Origin of the sequence: Reinekea blandensis MED297, assembly GCF_000153185.1 — a bacterium.
GTDB lineage: Bacteria > Pseudomonadota > Gammaproteobacteria > Pseudomonadales > Natronospirillaceae > Reinekea > Reinekea blandensis.
In genome coordinates this window covers 25,329-37,301 of sequence record NZ_CH724151.1, presented here as the reverse complement: position 1 = coordinate 37,301, position 11,973 = coordinate 25,329, and the positions used below count along the sequence as shown (strand labels likewise).

The 11,973-nt window shown below is 49.8% G+C and carries 8 protein-coding genes; all 8 read left to right on the top strand.

Features of this window, described 5'->3' with window-relative positions:
* A partial coding sequence (gene ileS / locus MED297_RS08705) for an isoleucine--tRNA ligase (protein ID WP_008044127.1) occupies nucleotides 1-2,490 on the top strand: 2,490 nt, incomplete at its 5' end.
* 62 nt (nucleotides 2,491-2,552) lie between these two features.
* Nucleotides 2,553-2,999 (top strand): FKBP-type peptidyl-prolyl cis-trans isomerase, encoded by a 447-nt coding sequence (gene fkpB, locus MED297_RS08700; RefSeq protein WP_008044126.1) that lies wholly within the window; start codon nucleotides 2,553-2,555, stop codon nucleotides 2,997-2,999.
* Complete coding sequence (gene ispH / locus MED297_RS08695; protein ID WP_008044125.1) at nucleotides 2,989-3,936, top strand: 4-hydroxy-3-methylbut-2-enyl diphosphate reductase; 948 nt, start codon at nucleotides 2,989-2,991, stop codon at nucleotides 3,934-3,936. Before fkpB ends, ispH begins: the two co-directional genes overlap by 11 nt.
* Nucleotides 3,937-4,091: 155 nt before the next feature.
* Nucleotides 4,092-4,652, top strand: a complete 561-nt coding sequence (locus MED297_RS21205) for a GspH/FimT family pseudopilin (RefSeq protein ID WP_008044124.1) — start codon at nucleotides 4,092-4,094, stop codon at nucleotides 4,650-4,652.
* Nucleotides 4,653-4,654: 2 nt separating this feature from the next.
* Entirely contained in the window at nucleotides 4,655-5,161 is a 507-nt protein-coding gene (pilV, locus tag MED297_RS21200; RefSeq protein ID WP_161599289.1) for a type IV pilus modification protein PilV, read from the top strand.
* Between the two features lie 11 nt (nucleotides 5,162-5,172).
* Nucleotides 5,173-6,198: a PilW family protein gene (locus MED297_RS08680; protein ID WP_008044122.1), complete on the top strand. Its 1,026-nt coding sequence runs from the start codon at nucleotides 5,173-5,175 to the stop codon at nucleotides 6,196-6,198.
* Entirely contained in the window at nucleotides 6,198-6,821 is a 624-nt protein-coding gene (locus tag MED297_RS08675; RefSeq protein WP_008044121.1) for a pilus assembly PilX family protein, read from the top strand. Before MED297_RS08680 ends, MED297_RS08675 begins: the two co-directional genes overlap by 1 nt.
* 11 nt (nucleotides 6,822-6,832) lie before the next feature.
* The gene (locus MED297_RS08670; RefSeq protein WP_008044116.1) at nucleotides 6,833-11,965 is read left to right on the top strand and encodes a pilus assembly protein; all 5,133 of its coding nucleotides are present in this window, start codon (nucleotides 6,833-6,835) and stop codon (nucleotides 11,963-11,965) included.
* Nucleotides 11,966-11,973 lie beyond the last annotated feature (8 nt).

Here is an 11,973-nt window from a genome sequence, read left to right as displayed (position 1 = left end):
GGGCGAGCAGGGGATAAGGTCGGCTTCCGGGAGTTTCGTGCCGAGTGTCGCTCATATGCCCAGACTCAGGTCAGCAATCAGCGCGAAGAGTTTAAACGCATGGGGGTCTTTGGTGACTGGGATAACCCCTACCTGACGATGAACTACCAGACCGAAGCCGACATCATCCGGGCGCTCGGAAAAATCGCCGAGTCCGGACATCTGGTTCGTGGATACAAACCTGTGTACTGGTCGGTGGTGGGTGGCTCTGCCTTGGCTGAAGCCGAAGTTGAATATCACGATAAAACGTCGTTCAGCATTGACGTGGCTTATCCTGCAAAAGATCAGGCTGAAGTATTGGCTGCGTTGGGTACGGATGCCGGCGAGGGCGATGTCCATGTCGTCATCTGGACCACAACGCCGTGGACGCTGCCGTCTTCATTGGCGATCTCTGCAGGCGAAGACATCGATTATGTCATGGCGCAGATTGAGCACGATGGCAAACCCATGCGCGTGCTGCTCGCCGAAGAACTGTTACCAAGCTTTAAAGAACGTTCAGGGCAGGAGTCGGTTGAGGTTCTGGCGCATTTCAAAGGCGCTGTGTTGGAAAACAAGGTCTTCCGTCATCCGTTTTATGATCGGGATATCCCGGTTCTGCTGGGCGAGCATGTCACGCTGGACGCTGGTACCGGTTTTGTACACACCGCACCGGACCACGGTATGGAAGACTTTGTTGTCTGTAACAAATATGGCATCAGCACCATTAATCCGATGGATGACGGTGGTGTGTTCCGGGCGAACGTTGAACTGTTTGCCGGAGAGCACGTCTATAAAGTCGATCCGAAAGTGATCGAAGTGACCAAAGAGCACGGCCATCTGCTCAGTGAAGGTAAGCTGCGCCACTCTTACGCCCATTGCTGGCGAACCAAAACTCCGCTGATCTATCGGGCGACACCGCAGTGGTTCATTTCGATGGAGAAAAACGGTCTGAAAGAACAGGCCATGGAAGCCATTCAGGGCGTTCGTTGGGTGCCCGGTTGGGGTCAAAACCGGATCGAAGCCATGGTCGGGCAATCGCCGGATTGGTGTATCTCGCGTCAGCGCACCTGGGGCACCCCGATCACCTTCGTTGTTCATAAAGAAACCGGGGAGCTGCATCCGGAACTGCCTAAAATCATCGAAGCTGTGGCCAAGGTGGTTGAGCAGGAAGGGATGGACGCCTGGTATGACTTCGATCTGAGTACCGTCATCAGTGATGCCGATCAGTATGAAAAAACCAAAGATACGCTGGATGTCTGGTTCGACTCTGGTGTGACGCACTCTGCCGTATTACGTAAACGCCCGGAACTGGGACAGTACCCGGCCGATATGTATCTGGAAGGGTCGGACCAGCATCGGGGATGGTTCCAGTCGTCCCTGAAAACGGCGGTGGCGATCAACGGAACCGCACCATACAAGCAGGTGCTGACGCATGGTTTCGTTGTCGATGAGAAGGGCTACAAGATGTCCAAGTCCCTCGGCAATGGAATGGAACCCCAGGAAGTCTTCAATCAGTTTGGTGCTGATATTCTGCGTCTGTGGGTAGCCTCAGCGGACTATTCCGGCGATATGGCGTTCTCGCGCGACATCCTTAAGCGTTCAGCGGATTCGTATCGTCGGATCCGGAACACCGCTCGCTTTCTGGTGTCCAACCTGAATGGGTTTGATCCGGCAGAAAACCTGGTAGCACCTCAGGATATGTTGTCTCTGGACCGCTGGGCGGTGGATCGAGCGCTTCAGGTGCAGACCGAACTGAACGATTTGTACGACAACTATCAGTTTGTCCAGGTCGTCCAGAAGATTCACCATTTCTGTGCATTAGATATGGGCGGCTTTTACCTTGATATCATCAAAGACCGTCAGTACACCACGCAGGAAGACTCGCTGGCCCGACGCTCCGCGCAGACCGCCCTGTATCATGTCTTGCAGGCGATGGTGCGCTGGATGGCACCGATTCTCAGTTTTACCGCAGATGAACTGTGGGCTGTGATTCCGGGTCAGACGAAAGAAACGGTCTTTACTGAGGTCTGGTACGGCGGCCTGTTTGCGTTTGATGCCGGTGAAGAGCTGGATGCGGACTACTGGGCCATGGTTCAGCAGGCGAAAGATGCGGTTAATAAGGCGCTGGAAGAAGCCCGGAATGACGGTGCGATCGGCGGTGCCTTGACGGCTGAGGTGACGCTTTACTGTGACACCGAACTGAAAGCCGCATTGGGGCGTTTGGGTGATGAGCTGCGTTTCGTTACGCTGACCAGCGGGGCCGTGTTGGCGGATGTCAACGATGCGCCGGCGTCGGCTGTGGTGACGGATCTTGAAGGATTGAAAGTACTGATTGAAAAATCGGATCATGAGAAGTGCGCCCGATGCTGGCATCAGCGGCCGGAAGTCGGCACGATCAGTGAGCATCCTGAACTGTGCGGTCGATGCGTGGAAAATGTTGATGGTAATGGCGAACAGAGACAGTTTGCCTGAGGCATCGTACCAAGTAATGAGTTAGACCTGCCTTGAGGCAGGTCCGTTTTAAGGTTTTGAGTATGTCTGCTATTCATGAAAACTCCAGAGTGACGCTGCATTTTTCGCTGAAGCTGGAAAGCGGCGATATTGTGGACAGTACTTTTGGTAAAGCACCGGCAGAGATGACCATGGGCGATGGCAATCTCCCAGAGGGGTTTGAGAAACATCTGCTGGGAATGTCGGCCGGTGACCGGCGCACCGTACGAGTGCCACCGGAAGACGCCTTTGGACAAGCGAACCCGGGCAATGTGCAGTCCTTTAGCCGGGCGCAGTTTGCTCAGGCTGGGGATATTGAACCCGGCATGGTGATGTCATTTGAAGATGCCTCCGGTTCAGAATTGCCGGGCGTTGTCAGTGAAATTTCTGATGACCGGGTAACCGTGGACTTTAATCATCCGCTGGCCGGCAAAGCTTTGGATTTCGAGGTCGAAATACTCTCGGTGGAGGCTGCAAGCCATGGACATTAAGCTGGCGAACCCTCGTGGCTTCTGTGCCGGAGTGGATCGTGCGATTGATATCGTCAACCGGGCATTAGAGGTGCACGGCGCGCCGCTGTACGTGCGTCACGAAGTGGTGCATAACAAGTTTGTTGTTGAAGATTTGAAATCCCGCGGGGCCATCTTTGTTGATGAACTGGACGAGGTTCCGGACGATAACTGGGTGATTTTTTCCGCGCACGGTGTTTCTCAGGCGGTTCGAAAAGAAGCCGATCGCCGGGGGTTGAGAGTCTATGATGCGACTTGCCCACTGGTCACCAAGGTGCATCTGGAGGTAGCCCGATATTCCCGGGAGGGAATGGAATGCATCCTGATCGGCCACCGGGGGCATCCGGAAGTCGAAGGCACCATGGGTCAGTACGATCGGAGCAACGGCGGCGAGATCTACTTGGTTGAAGCTGAAGCGTGTGTGGACGCCCTGCAGGTTAAGCATCCGGATCGATTGGCTTATGTAACGCAAACGACCCTATCTATGGACGATACCGCGCGGATAATTGACGCTTTACGGGCGAAGTTCCCTCAGATCCAGGGGCCTCGCAAAGACGATATCTGCTACGCAACTCAGAATCGCCAGGATGCGGTGAAAACACTGGCCCGGGACTGCGATGTGGTTATCGTGGTGGGCTCGCCGAACTCCTCAAACAGTAACCGACTCCGGGAACTGGCTGAACGCATCGGCTGCGATGCATACCTGATCGACTCGGTTGACCAGCTTGAGCCGGCCTGGTTTGAAGGAAAAAGCCAGATTGGCGTTACCGCCGGTGCCTCGGCCCCGGATATCCTTGTGAAACAGGTGATTGACGGCTTGCAGAACTACGGAGCCAACCCGCCTGTTGAGCTTGACGGTGTTCAGGAAAACATCACCTTTTCCATGCCTAAAGAACTGCGCCTGACGCCAGTCGACTGAGCACTAGGCTCAGGCCTTGCCATAACTATGAACCGGTTAGCAAAACGCGCCGGTTCCATCCCGCTTATCTTCCCTTATTGACCGTTTATCTTTATCGTCGATCTTCTTTACAATCTCCCGCTAATATACGAACGGTATTGATAGGTAGGTAATGTATGAGACGAAGTTCGGGGTTTACCATTACGGAACTGATGCTGGGTTTGGCGATTATGGGGGTGTTAATGGCGCTGGCGGCCCCTTCGTTCCGGGACCAGATTCGACGCAGTGCTGCCAGTAAAGTGCAGGAGGATCTGTACGCAGATTTGATTCTTGCTCGCTCTGAAGCCATTGCCAGGGCCCGATCAGTAACCATTTGCCCGGTTGCTAACGCCACTGCGGCGACCTTGGACTGCTCTACCAATACCGATCACTGGAACAACGGTTGGATTGTAATCACTGACACCGATGAAAATTCCGCTTTGACTGATTATGCCGCGACCGATAACCGGCCAGATGATGAAGTGATTCGGGTCTATATCAACAGCAGTTCAGATGCGGTTGATATTCAACCCAATGGTGGTAGTGCATTACGTTATAACAGTCGCGGCTTTTTAGAAGTTGGTCAACAGAGCTTTTTGTTTTGTGATTCTATCAGTGGTTTCCATGAAGCTTTGGTCGTAGCACCAGGTACCGGCCGGGTGAGATACACCGATGGAGCGACGTTAACATGCAGTTAAAAATGAAATTTCAACAGGGCGCGGGTCTGATAGAAGTTCTTGTCGCGATGTTGGTGCTTGCCATTGGGCTGTTAGGCTTCTCAGCGATTCAGACGCAAGCGATGCGCATGAACTTTGAGACCATGCAGCGAGCAAGAGCTGCCGCCTTGGCAGAAGACTTATTTGACCGAATGCGGGCCAACTCGCAACAGGCCATTTCAACCGACAACTATCTGCGGGACTTTGACGAAGATCTGCCAGAGTTGATCAAAGACTGTGCTGCGGAAGCCTGCACACCGGTTCAAATGGCGAGTTGGGATCTTCGCCGCTGGATGGAGAACCTGCAGACGGTGGCACCCGGTGCTGACGCGCGAGTCTCCAAAGCTTTGTCGGATGGAACCATCGAACCCAATTACGTCAGATTAACCATCCGTCTTGTTGAAACCAGCGAGCTCTTGCTTGAGGAACCGAGCACACTGAATATCGAACAAGATGAGTTGGTTGCTTTTGAATTTTATGCGTTGCTATGAGGAACAGAGTCATGAGAAATCATAAGGGCTTTAGTATTGTCGAGCTGATGATCGCCATGCTTCTGGGCTTATTGTTAATGGGTGGTGTTATTCAGGTTTTAACCGGCTCTCAAGGTAGCTATAACGAGCTGGTACAGCAGGCGCGTATGCAGGAAACCGCTAAAATTGCCCTAGATTACATTGTCCGTGATCTGCGAAATGTTGGGTACTTTGGCTGTAATGGCAGTGCAATGCAGGTTGCAAACTCGATAGACAATACTTCTTCTTATTATTTTGATATCAATGATGTGCTCGAAGGCTGGGATGAAGATGAGACCGGTATTCCTACTAAGTATTCGGGTATTGTCGAAGATTCCTCCGTGTTAGAAATGCGACTAATCGATATTAGCAACGCATTGACAGTCAAAGATCACAATCCTGATTCGGCAAGAATATCATTTAACGGTCCCCACCCTTATCCCTCTGGTACTGTTTGGACTGTTGTGGATCGGGATTGTTCGAACATTGGTATTTTTGTTCAGTCTGGACCGACCAACTGTGTGACTAAAGCTCAGTGCACCGCTATGGATCCTGATGACGATGATAAAGCGGTAAGTGCGTGGGCCGAGCATGTGGTTCATAACACTGGGCTGGGTAATTGTACGAATCATCTCAAAGGTAACTTTGATTGTACAAACGAGTCAGCCTCTATAGAAAAAGCCTACAGCCCCGGGTCGAGTGTATTTACCATGGAAGAAGTTGCTTATTGGATCGAGCCTTCCGGAACCGATGCAACCATTAATGCATTGCATCGGGACGGTCAGGAAATTATTAATGGCGTCGATGGTCTGCGATTTCGATACGGCGTTGATGATGATGGTGATGGGTTTCCAGACGTTTTCTTAAGTGCCTCCGCTATTAACGCATCCGCGAGTTATGAGTTTTCGGAGGTAATTTCAATCAGTATTGAAGTTGACGTGAGTACTTATGAGAACACTGCCATTCAAAGCCAGACATTTTCGACTTCTGTCCGCTTGAGAAATCGGGGGTTAAGCTGATGTCAATCTACCGCAAACAATCCGGGGTCGTCCTGCTTGTTGCACTGGTTTTTTTGCTCATCCTGACCGTTGCCGGGGTCTCCGCAATGCGTCTTGCGACAGTGGAAGAGCGAATGACGGGCAACTTTGCAGATCGAAGTGTTGCTTTCCAAGCAGCCGAAGCCGCTTTGCAAGAAGGTGAAGAGTTCTTACGCGGTAAAAACTACCAACAGGATAATTTTTATGAATCCTGTGTGCAAACTGAATGTTTTCAGGCCGATTGCACCAATGGACTTTGCTTTACCGGAGAGTTTGATGCCGGCGATGAATGTGTCATTACGCCGGCGTCGAGCCCTTCAACTGAAATATATCAGGATGTTGATGTTTGGGCAGATGGGTCCGGTAGGCATCGGGTCGCTGTCTTTGATCTTGATGAAACTGGTCCGATACCCCCGGCACGCTATGTGATCGAATTTTATTGTTTTGCCGTGAAAACTCCAGAAGCTGTACCAAGTGAACAGTACGACGCATCTAATCGTTACAGCCCAACCTATTGGGAACCATTGTACCGTGTGACCGCACTAGGTTTCGGCCGTAATGGCAGTTCACGGGTTATGCTCCAATCCATATTTCGTAGAGACTGAGAGGCTCCACTATGAAACGTTTGTATAAACTCAGTTTGTTCAGTTCTGTTTTTGCATTGGCTGTCTCTGCCTGGTCTGCGACCTCGTCAGATTACACATTGGCACCATTGTCGTTAACTCAGGAAAATACACCGTTGGTGATGTTGGCGATGTCCAACGACCACCAGCTCTTTATGAAAGCCTATCCGGATTTTACCGATCTGGACGGAGACGGTGTATTGAATATTCGCTACACCGATGAGTTCAGTTACTCAGGCTATTTCAATCCGGACTTGTGTTATGAGTACAACGATTCGGACGACCTTTTTGAGGTGTTACCGGCTGAAGAGGCTGTGGGTCCCCGGGCCGATAACAATACTGGCGAGACAATTTATCATTCCTGTCGAGAGGGGTGGTCGGGGAACTTTTTGAACTGGGTGACCATGACACGCATGGACATGGTTCGCCATGTACTCTACGGCGGTAAACGGGTTGTTGACGATACCACGCCTACCGAATCATCTACGGTCGCGGGTGTCGAAGTTAAACATGGTGGTGCGGTACTGCAACGGGCTTATCTGCCGAATGATGTTCACTCATTCGCAAAAATCAAACCTGAGTATGATGCTATAGATAATCCAGATGAAGTGGCACTTTATCATATTGTGCCCGACGATTATGTTAGCTCTGATGGTGTAAGCTTTTGTAGTACTTCAACAAGTGGCAGTAATCCAGTACTACGAGCGGCAAAGGGGCTCTACTCCGGGTGGTCCATGAATGCAGGTACTGTCTGTAATTATGGTGAGAGTGGGTCTCCACCTTGGGGACAGCGAATTAATAATGATCTGACGGTAAGAGTGGAAGCATGTCGGGATCCTCAAGAATGGGGTTCAAGTCGATGCCGGTTGTATCTTGATGGTGACGACCGATATTACAAGCCCGTTGGTTTGTTGCAAAAGTTTGGCGAGGATGGTCGTATTGAGTTCGGTCTGATCACGGGTTCTTATGTTCATAATACCAACGGCGGTATTATTCGTTCTCCTATTAAGCGGTTCGCAGGAAATACAACCGCCACCAATGATGAAGTTAATCTTACAAATGGAGCCATTCAGAATGTCTCACAAGGGATTATCAAGAATCTTGATGCACTACATATTTACGGGTGGCAAATTGGAGATTCACGGTATGACGGCAACTGCTTTGAAAACTCGTATAATGTTAAAAACGACCGTTTAAAGAGCGATAGTTCTTCGTGGTCGATACAGTGCCCGGATTGGGGTAATCCGATGGGGGAAATCCTCTATGAAACCCTGCGTTATTTTTCCGGGGAACCAAATCACATTTATGCAGGTAATCGAACTCGAAATGGGACAACCAGGGATGATCAGTATTTTAATGGTGATCTTAGTATGGTGCGTTCTTGGACGAACCCTCTGAACAGTGATAACTACTGTGCTAAATGCGCGACCATTTTGATTTCATCGGGACCAACCTCCTTTGATAACGACGTGGTGAATGTCATTAATGGAGACGTCGCCGGACTGGATTCTGCGGATGACCTGATAGCCAAAACTAACGAAGTAGGTGACCTAGAATACGATACGTTAACGGGTAAATCTTTTATCGCTAAGCAGTTAAATGGCGGTATTGAGGTATGTGTTGAAAAGACAATGGGGACTTTATCTCAAGAAGTCGGAATCTGCCCGGATGCACCAAATATTGAAGGTAGCTTCCATATCGCCGGTTTAGCGTATCATGCCAATACAAATGACTTGAGTACGGTATTTGCCGGTGACCAGACGGTAGATACCTATGCCATTGATCTTGCTGATGCCGTTCCCGAACTGGATTTCACCGTTAAAGGTAGCCCGGTAAAAATCGTTCCAGCTTGTATGGCGGGACCCAATGGCGACTACCACTATTGCTCTCTGACTGACATTCAGCTTAAAGATCTGGAAATCAGTGATTCAGGTGATCTTATTTATGCACGCATGCATGTAGCCTGGGAAGATGCAAACTGGGGGATGGACTATGATCTTGATTTGGTCCAGCGCATAGATATTTGCACAAATTTATATACTGGTTCTACGACCTGTCAAAATCTGAACGATGGTGAATTTCATATCCGGAACCAAATCGTAAACTGGGCCGGTAGTCACTATCATCGGGCGAGTTACTCAATCTCAGGTTCATCTGATGATGGTGTACAACAGAGCTGGAGTCTCAAAACAGGCCAGGGGGATGTTGTCGATGATGACTATGATTGGATAACCAGTGGTTCACCTCCAGCTCTGGTAACAAAAACCTATGAAGTCGATACAGCAGGTACGGTTGCCGAGTCACTGAAAAAACCCCTGTTTTTAGCGGCGAAATATGGCGGCTTTGTTGATGCTAATGCCAACGGTAAGCCAGACTTGGTTCAAGAGTGGGACAGCGTCATCAACGAAACCGGTGGTTTCGGTAGTGATGGCATTCCGGATAACTATTACAAAGTAAGAAACCCTGCAACGCTGGAGCAACAGTTAAGCCAGGTATTTAATTCGATTGTTGAACGGGTGAGTTCCGGTTCAAACGCGGCCGTCGTGGCTAACCGAGCATCGGGTAACGGCTCTATTTATCAGGCTTTGTACTATCCGAAACTGAGCGAAGGTACAACATCAGTCAGCTGGGTCGGGCAAATACATTCGTTGTTTGTCGATCGTGCAGGTTTGATCCGGGAAGATACCGACGGCGATATGGTTTTGGACAATGCGCCCGTTTATAACGGCAAAGATGTCGCACCTACCGCAGGTGACTTCATTGTCAACATCTTCTACGACGAGAATAAACAGGATACTTTCTTCCAGAGATATGTACTTCTCGGCGCAACTGGCGATGCAGCTAAAGTGGCCATTCCGCACGGTGTCCCGATCCCCATCGAAGCCATTAACTCCATCTGGAATGGTGCCGAGTCGCTTGCTTCCTATTCCGATACCGAAGTTCTGAATCAACGCACCTATACGGATAAAGCCGATACAGGTCGTTATATCATGACCAGTACCTTAGATGATTGCGACGCTAATGGTGACAGTGTTGTCGAAGAGCAGTGCGAGACAATGCGTAGTTTTACCTCTGCCAATATTTCAGAGTTATCCGGATATCTCGGTTTTACAGCGAGTGAGTCAACTGAAGCACTTGAGGTTATTAGCTATACCCGTGGTGTTGACCTGGCTACTCTTAGAACACGTCAGTTTGATGTTGATGGCGATGGTAGTCTGGAAACCTGGCGTCTGGGTGACATTATTCACTCAACGCCGTTAGTCGTCGAAAAAACAACAGGTAGCTATGATCGTTCGTTGTCTGACGATACCTATGAGGCGTTCCGCAAGCATTACGAAGATCGTCGGCGTATGGTGTACGTCGGTTCCAACGGGGGGATGATCCACGCGTTTAATGGTGGTTATTGGAACTCAGTCTGTAATGGATTTTATGATCAGGAAATTGTCGGCTCAGGCACTGGTGGCAAGATCGTTGTCGCCAATGACTGTAAGAATGCTGACAATACACACCCGGTGGGTGCCGAGATGTGGGCTTATGTTCCCAGAGCCGCATTGCCGACCCTTAAATGGAAAACGGAGCAGGATTACGCACACATTTATACCGTCGATGGAGAACCTCAAGCGTATGATGTTCGAATTTTCGAACCCAGTGCCGATCATGTAAACGGTTGGGGGACAATCTTGGTTGTTCCGATGCGCCAAGGCGGACTGAACACTGAGGTCGATCATGACAATGATGGCGATGCCAATGATGTGCAGGTCATGCGGTCTTCCATAATCGTGCTGGATATTACCAATCCGGATAGTCCTCCGGAGCTGATTGCAGAAATTTCAGATGAGAACCTTGGATTAACATTAAGCAAACCGACTCTGATATACGATTACCAACCCTCTGCGGTGCAGGCTGACGGGTCTGGTGGTGAATATTCCAGTCCAACTCAGAACGATTGGTATCTGGTGTTTGGTAGTGGGCCATATCCTGCCGAGCCTGGTAATGCCGCCGTCAGTACTTCGTCACAGTCAGGACATTTGTATACATTCGATTTAAAATCAAAGGCTTTAGTTAAGAGAAAGATTGAGGATCCAGTGGATTCGGATAAGGATGCATCTACCTCTTTCCTGGCAGGTTTTGAGTCGTCCGACTGGGACGGGAACGGTACCACCGATGCTGTCTACTTCGGTTCAGTGAGTGGTCCGGTGAATAACCAGACAGGTAAGCTTTTCCGTTGGCGATTGCCGGACAATATCGCGATTAACGATTCGGATGATTTGTCACCAGCGACAATGCTGGAGAGTGGGCAGCCTATTGTCGCAGCCCCGATAACGTCTCGAGATTCGGATGGCGAACGTTGGGTACACTTTGGTACGGGTCGTTTTTATGTGCAGGACGATCGGGACACCGAAATGCAGCAAAGTGTTTATGGCATTAAAGAACCCAAATCATCAAATTTGTTCACTTGGAGTGAAGTGTCAAAAGCGGACCTGTTGTATTCCAATGATATTGCAGTTCTGGATTCCGGCACCATCATGACGACAACTGGAAACACAGTTGAAATTAACTCAACCGAAGTGGCTGATTACGATGCATTGCTTTATCAGATGTCTAACAAGGCGGGGTGGTATCGGAACTTGACGAAAGTCACTGATAACCCAAGTGGCCGGTCGCTGCGAGAACCGTTGATGTATCAGGATCAGCTGATTTTTTCTGAATACTTACCGTCTGCGGACCAGTGTGACGTAAATGGTCGTTCGATGTTGAATGTCGTTAGCTGGAAAACGGGAACAGCAATTCCTTACTCTCCACTAGGTCAATCAACAGCGGAAGACCTGGATAATGATGGAGATACAGAAAACGTAGTTTCAACGTCTGCAGATCTTGGTGTCGGCGAGTTTTCGGGCGTTACTGTTTTTGAAACGAGTGATAACATCACACTAATAGATGATTCGACAATTATTTCTGCGCTGATTGATGATCCTACTAAGGCATCGGAATATGCCGGCGATTCATCTGGAAACTGTGTCTTTGTTCAGTCGAGTACGGGTGAGATGGTGTGTTACCGTACCACCGTCGGAGATGTTGATGCAGCCGGCCGCCAGTCTTGGCGTGAGTTAGAAATTCTTTTTTAAGGTAGTAA

Excerpts from the sequence above, each read along its gene's own strand:
- fkpB (WP_008044126.1), top strand. The coding sequence starts at position 2,553 with ATGTCTGCTATTCATGAAAACTCCAGAGTGACGCTGCATTTTTCGCTG.
- MED297_RS08680 (WP_008044122.1), top strand. The coding sequence starts at position 5,173 with ATGAGAAATCATAAGGGCTTTAGTATTGTCGAGCTGATGATCGCCATG.
- MED297_RS21205 (WP_008044124.1), top strand. The coding sequence starts at position 4,092 with ATGAGACGAAGTTCGGGGTTTACCATTACGGAACTGATGCTGGGTTTG.
- MED297_RS08670 (WP_008044116.1), top strand. The coding sequence starts at position 6,833 with ATGAAACGTTTGTATAAACTCAGTTTGTTCAGTTCTGTTTTTGCATTG.
- ispH (WP_008044125.1), top strand. The coding sequence starts at position 2,989 with ATGGACATTAAGCTGGCGAACCCTCGTGGCTTCTGTGCCGGAGTGGAT.
- MED297_RS08675 (WP_008044121.1), top strand. The coding sequence starts at position 6,198 with ATGTCAATCTACCGCAAACAATCCGGGGTCGTCCTGCTTGTTGCACTG.
- pilV (WP_161599289.1), top strand. The coding sequence starts at position 4,655 with ATGAAATTTCAACAGGGCGCGGGTCTGATAGAAGTTCTTGTCGCGATG.